At 55.5% G+C, this 17721-nt stretch carries 14 protein-coding genes; 6 read left to right on the top strand and 8 right to left on the bottom strand.

Going from position 1 to position 17721, the window contains the following annotated elements; genetic code table 11:
• The 6 genes from miaB to ACFE7X_RS15050 all read right to left on the bottom strand — a co-directional run.
• Positions 1 to 1332: tRNA (N6-isopentenyl adenosine(37)-C2)-methylthiotransferase MiaB (gene miaB, locus ACFE7X_RS15025; protein ID WP_375436499.1), on the bottom strand; the 1332-nt coding region annotated here is incomplete at its 3' end.
• A gap of 181 nt (positions 1333 to 1513) precedes the next feature.
• Positions 1514 to 2788: an anthranilate synthase component I family protein gene (locus tag ACFE7X_RS15030; RefSeq protein WP_375436500.1), complete on the bottom strand. Its 1275-nt coding sequence runs from the start codon at positions 2786 to 2788 to the stop codon at positions 1514 to 1516.
• Positions 2789 to 2961: 173 nt separating this feature from the next.
• On the bottom strand, positions 2962 to 4509 hold the full coding sequence (locus ACFE7X_RS15035) for a DUF3808 domain-containing protein (RefSeq protein WP_375436501.1): 1548 nt from the start codon (positions 4507 to 4509) through the stop codon (positions 2962 to 2964).
• Positions 4510 to 4564: 55 nt separating this feature from the next.
• Complete coding sequence (locus ACFE7X_RS15040) at positions 4565 to 5326, bottom strand: zinc ribbon domain-containing protein (RefSeq protein ID WP_375436502.1); 762 nt, start codon at positions 5324 to 5326, stop codon at positions 4565 to 4567.
• The gene (locus ACFE7X_RS15045) at positions 5316 to 6416 is read right to left on the bottom strand and encodes a Nif3-like dinuclear metal center hexameric protein (protein WP_375436503.1); all 1101 of its coding nucleotides are present in this window, start codon (positions 6414 to 6416) and stop codon (positions 5316 to 5318) included. The genes ACFE7X_RS15040 and ACFE7X_RS15045 overlap by 11 nt, the downstream gene beginning before the upstream one ends.
• A gap of 58 nt (positions 6417 to 6474) precedes the next feature.
• Positions 6475 to 7158, bottom strand: a complete 684-nt coding sequence (locus ACFE7X_RS15050) for a uracil-DNA glycosylase family protein (RefSeq protein WP_375436504.1) — start codon at positions 7156 to 7158, stop codon at positions 6475 to 6477.
• A gap of 69 nt (positions 7159 to 7227) precedes the next feature.
• On the opposite strand from ACFE7X_RS15050, the gene lpxK reads away from it, so the two are divergent.
• The 3 genes from lpxK to ACFE7X_RS15065 all read left to right on the top strand — a co-directional run bounded on the left by lpxK (position 7228) and on the right by ACFE7X_RS15065 (position 11083).
• Positions 7228 to 8298, top strand: a complete 1071-nt coding sequence (lpxK, locus tag ACFE7X_RS15055; protein ID WP_375436505.1) for a tetraacyldisaccharide 4'-kinase — start codon at positions 7228 to 7230, stop codon at positions 8296 to 8298.
• Complete coding sequence (locus ACFE7X_RS15060; RefSeq protein WP_375436506.1) at positions 8291 to 10330, top strand: putative porin; 2040 nt, start codon at positions 8291 to 8293, stop codon at positions 10328 to 10330. The genes lpxK and ACFE7X_RS15060 overlap by 8 nt, the downstream gene beginning before the upstream one ends.
• Positions 10331 to 10474: 144 nt before the next feature.
• A complete protein-coding gene (locus tag ACFE7X_RS15065; RefSeq protein ID WP_375436507.1) occupies positions 10475 to 11083 on the top strand; it encodes a tRNA-(ms[2]io[6]A)-hydroxylase in 609 nt (202 codons plus the stop codon).
• Positions 11084 to 11215: 132 nt separating this feature from the next.
• On the opposite strand, the gene ACFE7X_RS15070 is transcribed toward ACFE7X_RS15065, so the two are convergent.
• Together ACFE7X_RS15070 and ACFE7X_RS15075 are read right to left on the bottom strand one after the other, a co-directional pair.
• Positions 11216 to 13081, bottom strand: coding sequence for a glycoside hydrolase family 2 protein (locus ACFE7X_RS15070; RefSeq protein WP_375436508.1), 1866 nt, complete (start codon positions 13079 to 13081; stop codon positions 11216 to 11218).
• Between the two features lie 790 nt (positions 13082 to 13871).
• Positions 13872 to 15146, bottom strand: a complete 1275-nt coding sequence (locus tag ACFE7X_RS15075; protein WP_375436509.1) for an asparagine synthetase B — start codon at positions 15144 to 15146, stop codon at positions 13872 to 13874.
• A 317-nt stretch (positions 15147 to 15463) separates the two neighbouring features.
• On the opposite strand from ACFE7X_RS15075, the gene ACFE7X_RS15080 reads away from it, so the two are divergent.
• The 3 genes from ACFE7X_RS15080 to ACFE7X_RS15090 all read left to right on the top strand — a co-directional run bounded on the left by ACFE7X_RS15080 (position 15464) and on the right by ACFE7X_RS15090 (position 17631).
• The gene (locus ACFE7X_RS15080) at positions 15464 to 16702 is read left to right on the top strand and encodes an ABC transporter permease (protein WP_375436510.1); all 1239 of its coding nucleotides are present in this window, start codon (positions 15464 to 15466) and stop codon (positions 16700 to 16702) included.
• A gap of 406 nt (positions 16703 to 17108) precedes the next feature.
• Positions 17109 to 17396 carry a hypothetical protein gene (locus ACFE7X_RS15085; protein WP_375436511.1) on the top strand — a complete coding sequence of 96 codons (288 nt, stop codon included), beginning with the start codon at positions 17109 to 17111 and terminating at the stop codon, positions 17394 to 17396.
• Complete coding sequence (locus tag ACFE7X_RS15090; protein ID WP_375436512.1) at positions 17329 to 17631, top strand: hypothetical protein; 303 nt, start codon at positions 17329 to 17331, stop codon at positions 17629 to 17631. Before ACFE7X_RS15085 ends, ACFE7X_RS15090 begins: the two co-directional genes overlap by 68 nt.
• The last annotated feature ends 90 nt before the right edge of the window (positions 17632 to 17721 follow it).

Consider the following 17721-nt stretch of genomic DNA (forward strand, 5'->3'; position numbering starts at 1 on the left):
AAGGTGCTCAGCGGAGCGTTTCGAGAAATTCTCAACCAATACGCGGTGCACTTTACCAATGGCTAGCTGGTTGCGCAGGCGGCTGTGCTGCTGCTGTAGGTCGATTACTTCCTGAAGCCGGCGCTTTTTCACGAGCAGCGGTACGTCATCATCCAGCTTGCGGGCAGCCAGCGTGCCGGGGCGCTCGGAATAAAAGAACATGTAGGCCATGTCGTAGTGCACGAACTCCATGAGGCTCAACGTGTCTTGGTGCTCTTCCTCGGTCTCGGAGCAGAAGCCCGAAATCATGTCGGTGGAAATGGCGCATTCTTCGCCCAGTATGCGACGGATAGCCCGCACCCGGTCCTCGTACCAAGGCCGGTCGTAGGTGCGGTTCATGAGGGCCAGAACGCGGGAATTACCGCTTTGGGCCGGGAGGTGGATATACTTACAGATGTTGTCGTGGCGCGCTATGGTGTGCAGGACCTCGTCGGTGATGTCTTTGGGGTGCGAGGTGGAGAAGCGTACCCGCAGGTCGGGGCTGACCAGCGCCACGCGCTCCAGGAGCTGCGCAAAGTTGACGTGTTCGGTGCCATCTTCCGAAGCCCATTTGTAGGAGTCTACGTTCTGGCCGAGCAGCGTAACTTCCTTGTAGCCAGCGGCCACCAAGTCCTGTGCTTCGCGGATGATGCTGTGCGCGTCGCGGCTTCGCTCGCGGCCCCGGGTGAAGGGTACCACGCAGAACGAGCACATGTTGTCGCAGCCGCGCATGATGCTGATGAAAGCCGTGATGCCGTTGGAATTCAAGCGAACCGGCGTGATATCGGCGTAGGTTTCTTCGCGGCTAAGCAGCACGTTCACGGCCTTTTGGCCGCCGTCTACCTGCTGAATAAGTTGTGGCAGGTCGCGGTAGGCATCGGGGCCAACTACCAAGTCCACTAGCTTTTCTTCTTCTAGGAATTTGCTTTTTAGGCGCTCGGCCATGCAGCCCAGCACGCCCACCAGCAGGCCCGGGTTGCGCTTCTTATGGCCGTTGATCTGCGAAAGGCGCATGCGCACGGTCTGCTCGGCCTTCTCACGGATCGAACAAGTGTTAAGCAACACCAAATCAGCACCTTCTAGCTGCTCGGTCGTGTCGAAGCCCTCCTCAAACAAGATGCTGGACACGATTTCGGAATCCGAGAAATTCATTTGGCAACCGTAGCTCTCGATGTAGAGCTTGCGTTTGCGGCCCGTTTCGGTGGCCGGACTCACGCGCACGGCACCCGACGGGCTATCCTCGTGCGTGGTAGCGTCCGGGGTGGGAGTAGGCAGGGTATCGAGGAAATCTAAAGTAATCAGCGGTTGAGACATGGGTTGAGGCGCGGCGTCAGCTTCACGTTCGGGAGAACGGCAAAGGTAGCTGTTTTGGGGTGAAAATGACAGAATGGCAGACAGAGGAGGTGGTGAACTTATGAGATTGTGAGACAGTGGGTTTGCTGTTTAACTGGCGCAAACGGCACAGATTGAACCTGAAATTCGCCATTCCACAACTTCACAAACTTGCTACTCCTAGCACTTCCAGCATTGCTTGGGCTTTGAGGAGGCACTCCTCGTATTCGCGTTCCGGTACGGAATCGTAGGTGATGGCCGAACCAACTTGGAAGCTTAAGTAGTTGGTGTCGGCGCGGTATTGCAGGCTGCGAATAACCACGTTGAACTCGAACTCACCCGTGGGCCACACGTAGCCGATGCTGCCACTGTAGAGGCCGCGGCGGCTGTACTCGTAGTGCTCGATCAGTTGCATGGCTCGAATTTTTGGGGCGCCGGTCATCGAGCCCATGGGGAAGGTAGCGCGCAGTACATCGATTAGGTCTACTCCGGGTTGTAGCTCGGCTTGTACCGTTGATATCATTTGCCAGACGTGGCGGAAAGGGTAGAGTCCGAACAGCTCGGGCACGCGCACCGTGCCGGTTTTGGCAACGCGGGCGAGGTCGTTGCGCACCAAGTCCACGATCATCAGGTTCTCGGCACGCTCCTTTTCGTCGTGCAGCAGCGTGAAGCGTTGCTGTTCGTCTTCGGTGGGCGTAGTGCCGCGCCGGATGGTGCCCTTGATGGGTTGGGAAACGAGGGTGGGGGGGTGGTGGGCCAGAAACCGTTCGGGTGAGGCGCAGAGCAGGTAGTGGTCGTGCCAACGGTAGAAGCCGGCAAAAGGGGTGGGAGACGTCTCGTTGAGTTCAAGAAAAATAGCTGCCGGGTGTAACCGTACCTGCTCGGCGTAAAACTCCTGGCACAGATTCAACTCGTACACCTCGCCATTCAGTATGTCTTCGCGAATGGCCGCTACGGCCCTCAAATACTCGCTTTTAGGCATCCGGGAACGTAAAGGTGGCACCTGGGCGGGCGTTGACGGTGGCGCCGACGCAGCTAAAATAGCAGCCAGCACGCCTTCTATTTCCTCGCCATAAATCTCCAGCGTGTCTGTGCGCCAGTGCAACCAAACTTGCGGGCGAAAGAAATGCAGCTGTGGCCAGTCTAATTCCGTGAAATTATCACTGCTCAGGGCTTCAACTTCATTTTTGACGTCATAGGTGACAAAGCCACAAACCGGGGCGGCAGCGGGGGCAGAGCCAAGCCATTCTCGTAGCGCCGTTAGCGTGCCAGGCGTGTTGGTGGCTGTTGCAGCTACAGCCAGAATGCGGTCGAAAGTGCCACTAGGATAAGCTAAGTCGTTGGGTTCAAAATAAGCGCAGTAAATGAATTGGCTACCCCAGTGCAAAGCACGGGCGCGAAAGTCGAAGGGCAGGTCGGTGAGCGGAACAGATAACACGGGGCGAAGATACTAGGAGCAGGCAGCGCGTGCGGTGGGGGCAAGTTGCACAGTGCCGAACAGCGTTGCACATCTGCCGATTGGGAAATTAACCCGGTTGGCTGGCCTATAGTTTGAAGCGTAATGCGCCCAAGCCTTAGTTAATGGCTAGGCGGGCTCCAGCAAACGGCAAGTCATTTTAACTCGGCCAGGGCTAGCTTGGCTTTGGTGTCGGTGCTGTTTTTATACTCGTGTTTGGGGTAGCTCAGGGCTTTCTGAAAATAAGCCTTGGCCGTATTGTTTTGCCCTTCCGCCTGATACAAGTAACCAAGCTGCAAGGCCGACTGCGGTGCAAAGTAGTAAGGAGCCGTACCCGCCAATGCGATGGTGCGGGCGAAAAACAAACGGGCGGAATCCAGCTGGCCAAGGCCCTGCCAGGCGCGGGCGCGGCGGTAAGGTGCCTCTAGTTGGTCGCGTAGGGAAGTGGCAGCCGTGGTCCGAAAATTGACCAGCGTGGCGAGAGCCTCCCGGTAGTAGCCGCCGTCAATTTGCAGGCGGGCGCGAGTGAGTTGGCGGTTTAGTGGTTGCTGGTCGTCGTAAAAGCGTTGGGCGTAAGTGTCTTCTTCTACTATAGTGCGGCCACCCGCATCAATTTGTTGGCGGTATTGGTCGGCTGCACGCCCATCGTTCGAGAGCCAGGCGGCGAGGTAAAGCTTGAAATACGCGTCTTTGCGATAATGGGCACCTCGAAACTCTTTCAAAAAAAGCTCGTTTTCGCGGCGTGAGGCAGCATATTGACCCTGATAAAGTAGCAAGTCGGCGGCCATGTGGCGCAGATAGGGAAGCGGTATGTAGCCAACTCCTGTGGGGTGGGCGCGGTAAGCAGCCAACGCCGCATCGGTGCGATGCTGCTTTTTGTTGAGGCTGATAAGCAGGTAGTTGAACAGTAGGTTGTCGGGTTGCTGCTCACGTAGGCGAACAACGAGTTGCAGGGCTTCGGTAGGCTTTTTGTAGTAGGTTTCTTCTATCAGAGCCAGAATGATCTGGGCTTCGGTCTGGAAATCATTAGGCTGATGAGCAGCAGCGCGCAGATTGCTGAGCCCGCTTGTGATGCTGCCAGGCAAACCTAGCAGCTTCAAAAACCAGCGGTAGCCTTGCGGCAACGAGCCGATAAAGAACTGCATCATGCCCAATGTTTTGCGAGCCGGCAGATACTTTGGATAGCGTTTCACGGTGGCTTGCATCTGCTGGTAAGCTTGCCGTAAGTTCCAGGCTCCCTGTACTTCGTGCCCAAAAGCCACCTGCGCCGCCGCTTGATGCAACTGAATTTCAGCCCGCGCATATTGCGGTAGCGCTCCAGGTTCTCTGGTTTTTCCCAGCGCTTCCAGTCGCTGGTTTTGCGCCTCAACAGTAGCGGCATAGCGGCTGGCATCCTGGCCGACCATCAGTTCCGTAATGCTAAGACAGTCTTGAACCAGTAAGGTGCCAGCCGAGTTAGGTGGGGTTTCCTGCAGCAGGGCGCGAGCCGCCTCAGCACGCATTTTTAGCACCTCTGCATAAGCACGGGCTTGTCGAGCAGTGAGGGCGCTTTGAGCAGCAGCTTCGGGCTGGCGTGATACTCGCTGCACCAGCACAGGGGCGCAGAATGTTTCGCCAAGGAGTCTGTAGATAAGTGTCAGCAAGACTAGCAGCTTCTGCGCCCCTCTACGAATCTTTTTGCGTGCCTGAGCGGAAAACTTCATAGCAAAAAAAGAACGGCACTCAGGCCGTTCTTTTTTAAGTTAGAAAATCTAAAGCTTAGGAAATGCGGGCTTCTACATCGGCTAGTACCCGGCCGCAGTGTTCGCACACGATGATTTTCTTGTGCGAAATGATGTCGGCTTGGCGCTGGGGGGGGACCGTGTTGAAGCAGCCGCCGCAAGCATCGCGCTTTACCGTTACCACGGCTAGGCCGTTGCGTACGTTGCCACGGATACGGGTGTAAGCGGTTAGCAGGCGCTCTTCTACGGGTTGCGTGGCTTTGGAGCGCTCGTCCATCAGCTTTTTCTCGTCGGCTTCGCTTTCCCCTACGATGACATCCAACTCAGTTCTTTTGTTGGTAAGGTCTTTCTTCCGCTCGTCCAACCGCTGCTTAGTGCCTGCGATATCGGAGTTTTTCAACTCGATTTGGTACTGAGCTTCTTTGATCTTCTTGTCCGAGATCTGAATTTCCAGCTTCTGCAATTCGATTTCTTTGGCAATAGCCTCGTACTCACGGTTGTTGCGGACGTTTTGCTGCTGGTCTTCGTAGCGCTTGATAAGACCTTCGGCGTCTTTGGCGTTCTGCTTGCGCTGCTTGATCTGGTCGTTAAGGGAAGCAATTTCCTCATCGAACTTGCTTACGCGCACCTCGTAGCCAGCAATTTCGTCTTCCAGGTCGCGCACTTCTTCGGGCAAGTCGCCACGCACGCGCCGGATTTCGTCGAGCTGCGAGTCAATGCGTTGCAGGTTAAGCAGGGCTTCTAGCTTGCTGGCAACGGGTACATCGGCCGGGGCAGTAGCGACGGTATTAGAAGTCATAATGGACGGGGTTGGTATGGGTCTCGGCAATGAAGAGCGCAAAAGTACTACCAAAGGTTGAGGCAAGCAAATCCTGAAATATCTCGCCGGTGAATTGTTCGCTCTCAAAATGGCCTACGTCGCAGAGCATCAATTGTTTCTCGGCTTGAAAGTACTCGTGATACTTCAAGTCGCCGGTCACGTAGGCATCGGCGCCGGCCGCGCGGGCTTTGCCAATCAGGAAACTGCCGGCACCTCCGCACAAAGCCACTGTTTTTATGGATTTTTCGAAGGAAGTATGCTTGATTACCGGCACCAGCAGCGCCTTTTTCAATTGGGCGCGAAATTCCTGCGCACTCAGCGCCGTCGGCAACTCGCCGACCATGCCGGAGCCAACTTCCTGATTGCTGTTTTCCAGCTTGATAATTTCGTAGGCTACTTCCTCGTACGGATGCGCCTGCCGCAAAGCCCGTAGCGCGGTGCTTTGCAAGTGCAAGGGCAGCAGTACTTCCACGCGCTCCTCGGGTGTGGTTTCAGGCAATCCAACTTCTCCCTGGTAAGGAGTGGTGTCGGCGCCGGGCGTGAAGGTGCCGGTGCCTGCCATCCGGAAGCTACACGCCGAATAATCGCCGACCTGACCGGCGCCGGCGGCGTAGAGAGCTGTCAGGACGGTTTCGGTGTGCGTGGCCGGCACGTAGGTAACAAGTTTGGCGAGCAGGCCGGCTTTAGGGTCGAGGATGCGCACGTTGACAAGGCCTAACTTCTCGGCCAGCTTGCGGTTCACGCCGTGGCGGACGTTGTCTAGGTTGGTGTGCGCGGCGTAGAGTGCAACATCGTTTTTGATGGCTTTCAGGAGTGTCTGCTCGACTTCGTTGGCGCCGGTAAGGCGTTTGAGGGGCCGGAAGATGAGGGGATGATGCGCAACTACCACGTTGCAGCCTCGGCGCAGGGCCTCATCTACTACCGCCGGAGTGCAGTCGAGGGCAATGAGTACACCTCGTACTTCCATTTGCGGGTCACCACATTGCAGGCCCGCGTTATCATACGATTCCTGATAGGCCAGGGGAGCAGCGGCTTCAAGCACACGGGCTAGGTCTTGGACGGTAGGCATATATTCTGGCTCTGAACGTTTAGTGGGAAATGCGAGGGGCACAGTAACAGTATAGGTATCAGGAGCTAACAACAGATCCTAACACTTCTGCATAGCGCGCCACGTGGAGCGGCAACTCACGGCACTTGTACTGCATAAGGTAGCGCGGGTGGTCGAGTACGTGAATTTCGTTGAACAAGCCTAGTTCCTTGTTCAGCTTTTCAAACAGCAAGCCATTGCGGCGGCCTAGGCAGACGGCTGCTGTGCGCACCAGCCCTAGCTCGTCAACCTGTCGTTGTAAGGAAACACGAATAGCAGGTTCCAGCGCCGTAGTTAAAGCGGAGGAGTCGTAGTAGTTGTAGTTCTTGCCGTGGCGCAGCAACACCAGCGGGTAAAGAGAACCCAGGTAGAAATCTTGATAAAAAGCGGCGGGGCCGCCCAATGCCGCCACCACTCGATATACGAACTGGCTACTTAGCTCCGGGTGCTGCGGCAACTCGTTCGGAATGCCGCACGCCCCCGCCAGCGTGGCCGGATCGGTGAAGGCCACGCCCGTACGGCCAGCGCCAAAACGACCTGGATTGATACCAAGCAAAGCCACACGGGGGCGTTGGTCAGCATAATATTTCTGGCCGAACTGTGTCATTAGACTGGCTACTGTGGAATCCTGGTACGGATTGTACGCCTGTACCTCGTCGGGCAGAGTGGGCGGCGCCGGGAAAGTGGAGAGGAAGTGCAGTAGCCGGTCGGCGAAGGAAAGCATAGATGAAATTTAACAGTCAACCTGCCTGGTACGCATACCTGATGGGTTTGGTCCGCTAACTTTGCCGGCATGCTTGGTCTGCTCTCCTTGTTGCTCTTGCCTGCTGCCTGGCTGTACGCCGGCATTATGGCTGTGCGCAACTGGCTGTACGACAAAGGTTGGAAAGCGTCGGCGCGGTTCGGCGTGGTGCCCGTTGTTGGCGTGGGCAACTTGCGGGTCGGGGGCACCGGCAAAACGCCGCACGTCGCCTGGCTGGTGCAGGAAATGCGCCGCCAAGGCCAGCAGCCCGCTATTCTGAGCCGCGGCTACGGCCGCCGCACCCGCGGCTTCCGCCTCGCCAGCGCCGCCGAAACGGCCGCCACGCTCGGCGACGAGTCGTTGCAGCAATTCCAGCACTTTCGGGAGCAGGTGCCCGTGGCGGTGTGCGAAGACCGGCAGGCAGGTTTGCACGAACTGCTTCAGCAACAACCGCTTATCAGTGTCGTGGTTCTCGATGATGCCTATCAGCACCGCCGGGTACGCCCCGACTTTAGCGTGCTGCTTACCGAGCAGCAGCGGCCTTTCTACAATGATATGGTGTTGCCAGCGGGGCGCCTGCGTGAAAGCCGTGTTGGAGCGGTCCGGGCGGATGTGGTGATAGTTACGAAGTGCGAATCCACCTTAACGGCAGCCCAGCAACTGGCCATAGAGCAACGCATCCGCCGCTACAGCCAGCCCGGTATACCCGTCTTGTTTAGTACCTATGCATACGGGGCGCCGGTACCGTTAACCGAGTTGAATGAAGTTGTTGGCACGCCTTACTCTTCGGAAATTGTGCTGTTGACGGGTATTGCGCAGCCGGGCCCGTTGCGGGATTATCTGCTGGCAGTTGGCTACCACATCGTGCACCACGCCGAATTTGGCGACCACCACGTTTTTACAACCCAGGAAATTGCGGCATTGAAGGCGTATTCCGGGTCTGGGCGCCGTATTTTTACAACGCAGAAAGATGCCACTCGTTTGCTCGACCCCGTGCTGCATACGGAAATGGTAGGTCTGTCCGTTTTCTACATTCCAATTGCCGTGGAGTTTCTGGCCGACGGGGCGAACCGCCTGCGCCAGCTACTTCCAGCCGCTATTCAGCCCCAAGCTGTTGTCTGACCACTTGCTCTCCACCTTTTCAGTTTGCTGGCCGCTGCGCCAATTCACGGTTTTTATAGCCTGGTTTCGGCGCTACTGGGCGGCTTTGCTGTCCGTGCTGCTCTTGTTGGCAAGTACCATACCTACGGCGCAGGCCCAGATACTCGACGATTCCTCGAGGGTGCTGTACGGGGCTCGGACCACCCGCATCATCCGGGAAGACGACGTGCTGCGTGACCGAACAGAAGGGCGCATCATTGATACAACCCTCATCAACTTCCCCTCGGCCCGCAGCTGGTATCACGACAGTACTTTCCATCAGGATCTGGGCCACGTAGGCACGGCCGCCCGGCCCCTGCTGTGGCGCACCAACACGCAGCTCGGCACGCGCCTGGGTCGCAACGTTTTCGACCGGTACGCCCGCGACCCGGCCACTATTCCGTACTACGATACCAAGTCGCCCTACACGTTCTTTCGCTTTATTCAAGGCGGCAACGGCGAGCAGGTGTTCGAGTTGTCGTACACGCGGAGTATCAGCAAGAACGCCAGCGCCGGTTTGGCTTATGAGCGTTTCGCGGCCAATAAATTGTACGCTACCAATTCGCGTTCGGGGTTAGTTGAGCATACCAACTTCCTGTTTTTTGCCCGTTTTCAAAGCACCGACGAACGTTACCATGCGCTGTTCAATTACAGCAATGTGCGCCATCGATCAGTAGAGCAAGGTGGTATTCAGCCGCAGGGCGAGAGAGTAAACGGGAGCGTAACAATTCCGGCGGACACTGTTCCAGGGAATTTGTTTAGTTACGGAAATGAAGTTCCTCGTTTGTTTCAGGCTTCCAATACCGAGCACCGCGACGGCCTCCGCTTTGTTCACACGTACCGGCTGATTGGCCGTGGCCTGACGGCCTATCACATCGCGGATTGGCGGCGGCAGATGAATCGGTTTCAGGATGTTTTTACAGTAAATAGCCCTTCCAACACCAACGACATAGATTTCTTTCCGGTGGCGCTGCTGAGCCGCACTGCCACCGACGACCGGGCCGAGTTGCAGCAGGTGGAAAACACGGTAGGCGTGTTGGGCCGCAGTGAGGCCGTGGAGTACCGCCTGTATGGTCGTCACCGGGGAACTTCCTATATCACACGTCGGCGCGTCGGCGACCCGGGTATCTCCTCTTCCGCCGGAACAGAAAATGGCACCGATCTATTCTTGGGGGGCACGGCCAACTTTCGTTACAAGATATTTGCTATTGAAACCGCCGGAGAGTACGCTTTACCAACCGGGGAGGCTGCACTCGGCGAGTACTGGGCAAGTGGGCGGGCTCGCCTCGGACCGCTAACTGGGGAGGCACTTATTACCAGCTATTCCCCAACGCTTACGCAGCAGCAGTTTAGCGGCAACCACTATCGATGGGGTAGAAATTTCGATCAAAGGCAGTTCGATTATAGCGACGGTCTCGAGCTCGAGAACACGAATGTCCAGCAGCTCACAGCACGCCTCGACCAGACATTGGGGCGACACCGAGTGGAAGCGTCAGCCGCTATTATAAATATCACCGATCTTGTGTATTACGACGAGTTTGGTGAGCCCGCGCAAGTAGGTACGGCCCGGCAACTGCTTACCGGTTCGTTGCGCCACCGTTTCAACGTGGGTAACTTGTTCTTCGACAACCAAGTGCACGTAACCAGGGGTGGGCAGGTAGATGAAATTCGAATTCCCGACCTCATCACCAACAGCAAGGTGTACTATCAGGGCTATCTGTTTAGGAAGGCCCTGTTCGGACAAATTGGCGCAGAAGTGTATTATCAATCAAGCTGGCAGCCTTATGACTACAGCCCTAGTACGCAGCAATTCTTTCTGCAAAACCACTTCAACGCTGCTAATTTCGCCGTGGCGGATGTGTTTGTAACCGGCGACATCCGCACGGTGGCCGTCTTCCTTAAGATGGCCTATATAAATCAAGGGCTGCTGCGCGACGGTTATTTTGTGACACCCTACTACACCAGCTTACCCCGGCGGTTTGAGCTTGGTATCCGGTGGCAATTTTTCGACTAATTAGGTACGGGCTGCTGTCTTTCAAGCTTCCCATCTACTGTAGCAAGCTCCTGTGCTAAGCTTCACAGCAGCTATCTTGAGTGGCTTAGTTAACAAGGCCGGAAAGGCGCCTAGCACTCTCAGTAGGATTTACGCATCACTTACATGGAATCTCAGGATAAAGAAAAGACCATCCTTAAGCTCAAGCTCAATACCGACCCACGGTGGGTGGATATTGCCAGCAAGAACATCGAGGATATTCTCGTTGATCACGCTTGGTGCGAGCAAAAAGCGGCTAGTACGGGCATCAGTATGATCATTCATTATCCCGAGAAAACCCGGCTGGTGGATGAGTTGACCGACTTGGTGGCCGAGGAGTGGAGCCATTTCGAGCGGGTGCTGCTGGAGTTGCGCAAGCGCGGCTACCAACTCGGCCGTCCTCGCCGCGACGAGTACGTGGTGCAACTGCTAACGCACGTGCGCAAAGGTGGCCCCCGCGAGCGACAACTTATGGATCAACTTTTGGTATCGGCCCTCATTGAAGCCCGCAGCTGCGAAAGGTTCAAGCTGCTCTGGAAACACATTCCTGACCCCGAACTCAGCAAATTCTACTACGAGCTTATGGTGTCCGAAGCCGGTCATTTTGTGAGTTACGTCGACCTAGCCAAAGAATACTGCGACTCGAAAGAGGTGGAAATGCGCCTCCAGGAACTGCTTAAGCTGGAAGGCGAAATCGTAACCAACCTACCCGTCCGCGACGACCGGATGCACTAAGGGTTGGGCTACCGTTAGCAGTCAATTACTGAAAGTAAGAGTTGAGGGTGCCACATACAAAATACCGCTTCGCAAGTAGTTACGGAGCGGTATTTTGTATGTGGTAGAATGAACCTTCAAAGCGAAGGCAAGTTATTTTGCGGGCGTTGGTTGTCCGGCTTGGCTAGGACTGCGCGAGTTTAGCAACCCTGGCGGCACTGACAAAGCGCCGGTATGAGGATCGATAAGGCCGTTACGCTCGTCTTCGATGTTGGTAGCTTGGGTATAGACGTCGCCGGCAATAGGACGGGCACGGAGCTCTTGCTTGAACAGGCGGATGTCTTCGGTGCGGGTCTCGGCGTCTTTCGGGCCGCCGTAGTCGGAGAAGCCGAAACCGCCCCACTCACTCACTAGCAGGGGCACTTGCTTGCGGTAGAAGAATGGGTCGCCGACGACGAGGGGAAAAGCGGCGGTGCCTTCCAACTCGCCCTGCACCAATCGGTCGAGCAACTCTTGCCAGCGGCGCAAGTCGGGCGTATAAAGGTGAGCCGTAAGCAAGTCGGATTTCAAACGGCCCTCGTAGGAAATGTGGTGCCAACCGTCGTTATCAACCACCAGAAACTGTGGATGCGCCAGTTGCATGAAGTGGTACATCTCCACGATGTAGCGCCGCGTTTCGGGATTGGTGGCAATGTCCTGAGCACCCCAGTCCTCGTTGTATAGGCTCCAGATGACGACGGCGGGGTGCGTGCCAATCAGCGTGAGCATGCGCAGCAGTTCGGCTTGGTGGTTTTCGCGGCTGCGAGCGGTGGAACTGTGCGGACTTGGCACTTCTATCCAGAGCAGTAGCCCCAACTCATCAGCTAAGTTGTAGATGCGCGGATCGACGCCCGCAATATGCACGCGTACCAAGTTGCAGCCCAGTTCTTTCATGGCGTACATATGCCGCCGAATTTCGGAGTACGTGGCCGTACCGGGCTGATACAGAATGCCGTCCAAGTAGGTTGGCTCGTTGTTGAGGTACACGTAGCGGCCCCGCGCCTCAATTTTGCGCAGCCCGAAGTAGGTTTCAATTTGGGCCACATAGCCGTCTTGGTCGATGAGCTTGGCTACCAGGCGGTAGAGGTTGGGCGATTCAGGCGACCAAAGGCGGGCATTGGGCACTTCCATTACCACGCGTTGCTGTCGTTGCCCGGCTTCGAGCCGCAGCGGAAAATCAGAAGTGGCCAGGGGCCCTTTCTCCGATTGGGCGTTGCGCTCAAATACTTCTAAGCGCAGTATGTAGTTGCCTGGGTCGTGGATGCGGGGTGTGAGGGTGAAGCGTACCAGTTGGTCTTCTACCACGCTCACCACGCTCACCCGGGAGCGAAGGCGGTTGCGTTCCACCATTTCCAACCAGATGCTGCGCACGGCTCCGGTGGAGGTTTGGTACCAAATACCACCACGTTTGTACACGTGCGACTCTTGCTTGCCGCGCGGCGTTTCGGCGTCCAGCGTATCGGCCACGCGTACGGTCAGGCGGTTAACGGGGCGTAAGAATTCGGCTTGCAATTCGTAGGAAAACGACGTGTACTCACCGTAATGAATTTCCTCGCCTTCAATAGTGCGCAGCAAACGCCCGTTCAGCCACACCCTGGTTTCGTAGCCACAGGCGCCGAAAGTAAGTTGCAGCATCGAGCGGTTAAGCGACTCGGCCATTTCCGGCATCGGAAACTCACGCTCATACCACGCTACTACGCTGTCGTGCCAGGTAGCGGGTTCGTGCTGGCCGTGGGCCTGGGCCATGTGCTCTTCCACCGAGCCCGGCCACTGAGCCCGGTGTTCGTAGTAGTGGCCGAGGTGCCAACCGTCACGCAGGCCCGCGTCTTCGGCATCAAGCGCAAAGCGCCAGTCGCCGTCGAGCAGCACGTGGGTATTGAAGCGCAGCACGGCGCGGGGCAGGGGGTTGACAAATGGTTCCGGGACGTTCAGTTCTTCCTGACTAATCGACAAGCCGTAGTTGGTTTGCTCGGAATTCATAGAGGTTGGTTTAAAGAAAAATAGCGCCCTTAAGAGTCGGCCCAAACCAGTCCTGAGTTGGGAAGAAGGCTTGCTCCCTAAGGAATTGCTGTCGGGCTTTTAAGAGTACGTGAGAAAAGTGGTTTATGCTGCCTCATTTCAAGGAAGCAGCTTTCGGGGTTTCAATTACCTCCCACAGTACGTACTCTACGGAAACGGAAGACGCTACCTACCTAAAATGTTAGCGGCCCGATTGTTTTTGCTGATAAGTCTGGGCTCAATAGCAAGGCGCTGGCCAGTGCGCTGCGTAAGAAAGTTGCGCGAATAGAGCAGTTTAATAGCCCCCATGGTTGTATTCGCTGACTACCCAGCCAAGCTACCTTTGCCGACAACAAGCAACTACCTGCGTCGTTGATGGTAACGAGAGTCGAACAGTTATTCGCAACCAATATTCTGGCAGAAATCTCGCAGCAAAGTTGGCACTAGGGTACTCGGAAGAAGTTGCCAGAGTCGTAGCCGTACGGCATCACGAGGTGTTGTCACGGCCTTGCCCGACGCGCTGCCCAGATCCATAGCGTGTGGATGGATGCAACAAGTGGATGGATGCAACAAGCCCTAGACTGCCTCCTTAAGCATTACCGCCACAGACGTACTTTATGAGTTATAATAAGTTAGTGGAAGGGTTTTTTGCAAAAGCGAGAGGCGCTCTTGAAAAAGCCAGCAAACGTTATAGAGTTTCAGTAGCACTGGCAGCGCTAAATTTAAATATCTTATGTGTCGGATTTGTTGGAATGACAATCCTACGTATGCATCAGGTCTTCTGCTTCTTTTTCTTGGCAGCCGGAAACAGTACGTTGTTGAGAATCAGACGATAGCCGGGCGAGTTGGGGTGCAGGGCCAAGTCGGTAGGATCTTCTTCTACTAAGTGTTGGTAATCTTCGGGGTCGTGGCCACCGTAGAAGGTCCAGGTGCCTTTGCCTAACGTGCCATGCATGTAGCGGACCTCGCCCGAGGCCTTGTTGTCACCCATCACCACCACATCCGATTTGATTAGGCTCTTGCGGAAAGCAGTGGTCTGGCCCATGAAACCCTTGATGGTTTTTTCGTGGTCCTGGGTGAGCATAGTGGGCACTGGGTCGTACTTGGCCGAGAAGGTGAAGAGCTGGAAGTAGTCGTTGTCTTCGTATACGCCCCGTTCGCGCGGGTCCATGTCGATGTTGCTGAACTCGTACTGGTAAGGGTCGCGTACAATCTGGAAGTCTTTGAAAGCCAGGGTGCGGTTGAAGTTGAGCTTACTTTGTGCCGCAGGGTCGGCGGGGTCGCCGTCGTACATGCTTTCGGCCATATCTACGCCCAAGCCGGCCAAAGCAATATCATAGGTATCGGTGGCCGAGCACATGGCAAATTGGAAGCCGCCGCCAGCAATAAATTCCTGCATCTTGGTTACCACGGCCGCCTTCATCTGCGAAGTTTTAGTGAAGCCGTGGCGCTTAGCAGCAGCTTCGGCCTCCCGGATTTGCTGCTGGTACCACGGCCGGTTGCGGTACATAGCGTAAAATTTGCCGTTTTGGCCCGTGAAGTCTTCGTGGTGCAAGTGCAGCCAGTCGTATTTGGGCAGCTTGCCGTCTAGTACATCATCGTCATAAATCTGGTCGTAGGGAATTTCGGCATAGCCAAGCACCATGGTCACAGCGTCGTCCCAGGGCTGCTTGCCTTTGGGCGTGTACACCGCAATTTTGGGCACCTTCTCCAGCTTCATCACGTCCATGTTGGCGTTGGGGTCGGCTATTTCCGAAAGGATGCTGCTGTACTGCGCTTCGCTGATAACTTGGTACGTGACATTACGCACCGCCATTTCATTTTCCACGCCCGCTGCTACCTCGCAAGCAAAAGAGCCACCGCGGTAGTTAAGCAGCCAGTCCACCTCCACTTGCCTAGTGAGCAGCCAGTAGGCAATACCATACGCTTTAAGGTGCTCTTTCTGCGCCTGGTCCATCGGAATAAGTACATGGTTGGCACGGGCAGTAAGAGGAGCAGCTAAGCCAGTAGCCAGCACTAGCAGCAGAAAAAGGCGAGAAAAATTCATAGAGCAAAAGTTGAATGCTGAATGTTAAAACGCCCATAAAGACGCTTAACAAGCTGAAAATGGATCGGGGCAAAAAGAATATTTACGTTTTCAGTTAAATCTAATTTAGGGGATTATGTTGGAAACTTGGACCTATTCTAGAAACTATAAAATTAAAATAATCAAATATCTTGGACATCTACTATAGGCAAGCACGCGAGCCTTGAATCTGCCGGAAACCCGCTACATTGCGTGCCTCATCCAACTTCTTGAACAACTATTTTGGGTGTTAAGTTAAGTGGGATTCCGCGCCGCCCGCGCCTTTTTGTTCTGTCATTATGCATCTGCTAGAAAACATCAAGGAGGCTTTCCGTTCCATTCAAAGCAATCTGCTGCGCACCGTACTAACGGCCCTCATTGTGAGCATCGGCATCATGGCCTTGGTCGGGATTCTAACGGCTATCGATGCCATGAAGTATTCCCTGAACCAAACCTTTGCCAGTTTAGGCGCTAATTCCTTTGAGATGAAGGCCAAGGGCTACACCAACCGGTTCCGGCGGGGTGGGGTACAGGGCCGGATTTACCCGCCTATTAGTTTGCTGCAAGCCAAAAAATACAAACAGGCCCTCGGCGACGAAGCGCAGGTGGGTATTTCAGCTTTTATCTCGGGAGCCACCGAAGTGAAGGCCAATGGTCAGAAAACCAACCCGAACGTGCAGGTGGTGGCTGGCGACGAAAACTACCTTCAAATCCAAAGTTATAACCTCGGAATCGGGCGGGCTTTTTCGCCGTTAGAACTGGAGAATGGTACCAACGTGGCCATTATTGGCGCGGAAATCAAAGATAAGTTGTACCCCACAGAAAGCCCGCTCGGCAAGTATGTGTATCTGTTGGGTCGGCGCTTTTTGGTGGTCGGAATGCTTGAAAAAAGCGGCAGCACTGGCCAGGGTGGGGGCGCCGACCGCCTCGTACTTATTCCGCTGGAAACCGGCAACCAACTCCCGCGTCAGCGCGCCCTCACCTTCGACGTGAAGACTGCTACCCCCCGGCCCGAAGAACTGAATTACCTCACGGGCCAAGCCACCGGCGTGATGCGCGCCGTGCGCCACGATCCTTTGGGGCAGGAAGACAGCTTCGATGTGGAGCGTTCCGACTCGATGGCCGCCAAACTCGACGAATTGTCGGGGGGGCTTAAAATGGGCGGCTTTCTGGTTGGATTCATTACCCTGCTCGGCGCTAGTATTGCGCTCATGAACATCATGATGGTGTCGGTAACGGAGCGCACCCGCGAGATTGGGATTCGCAAAGCACTCGGGGCAACCGCCTTCCAGATCCGGCAGCAATTCCTGATCGAAGCCATTGTCATTTGCCTGATGGGGGGCATGCTAGGCATTATCTTGGGCGTGTCTATGGGTAATGCCGTGTCGTTGTTTGTGGGCGAAGGTACTTTCCTGGTGCCCTGGTTCTGGATGATTTTGGGGCTCGTCATCTGCGTCACTGTTGGGCTGGCTTCCGGGTATTACCCCGCCAGCAAGGCCGCCGGCCTCGACCCAATTGAAAGCTTGCGCTACGAATAAAGTAGGAGCGGAAAGCTATGGGTTTCAGTGCATTTGAATGGAGAACCGGCTCGTTCCTACTGGCAGGACTGCTCCTCTTGAGTGGGCCAAAGGCGGAAGCACAGCTTGCGCCAAATAAACGGGCACGGATTTATTCTATTGCACCTACCGGCGAAGCAGCTCGGTTTCAGGTCCCGCAGGTACGGTTGCCGACTGCCGCCATAGCCCGGCGCATCAACCAGCAACTACTCCGCTACGTCATCAACGAATTCAGCTCGGTGGACTCAACTCAACAGCCAGTCCGCGGCGGCAGCTCTACCAGGCGGCACAGGAATGCTGCTACGACCAAGATGCGAAAAGCTGGCGAGCCGGCGGCGAGGGCTTAACTGCCACTGCCTACGAAGTGCTGCTCAATCAGGACTACCTTTTGTCTCTTGAATTTCAAAACGACTACCAGTGCCTTGCCGAGCCGTCCACTCACCACCTCACTTTCGACTTACGCACCGGCCGTCTTTTAACCCTAGCCGACCTTGTAGCCGACCCGCCCGCTCAGCTAAGTCGTGGGCTCTGCGCAGCCATCAGTCGGCGCTTGCGCGACGACTTAGCTACCGTGGCGGCCAATTATGGTGACTCCGCCCAAGTTGCATATGTGGCGGCACTTTATGGCATTCAGGAGTGGGCTGGCGCTCGATACTGCCAATGGCGCAAAGGCTGACCCGACCAAATTTGCATTGCAGCCTGATGCGCTATTGCTGTTCCATCCGGTGGACATGGCGCGTTATGATTTCGAGTTTTTGCCTGATGAAACCTACGTATTTCCGTTCGAGCGCCTAAAGCCGCAGGCCTTGCTGTTACCCACAGCCCGAACTGCCAAAAAACAAGAAGAACAGAATCAATATGGTAAAGCAGTAACATTGGTTTTTACCATTTGTACGTATATTGCGGCATAATTCATTTGTATAATGGCGGATTCAGGAACTGTAGGCCAACGCTTTACTCAATTGATTTCTCACTTGGGTATAAGCAAAAATGCTTTTGCT

Source organism: uncultured Hymenobacter sp. (assembly GCF_964242765.1).
Classification (GTDB): Bacteria; Bacteroidota; Bacteroidia; order Cytophagales; family Hymenobacteraceae; genus Hymenobacter.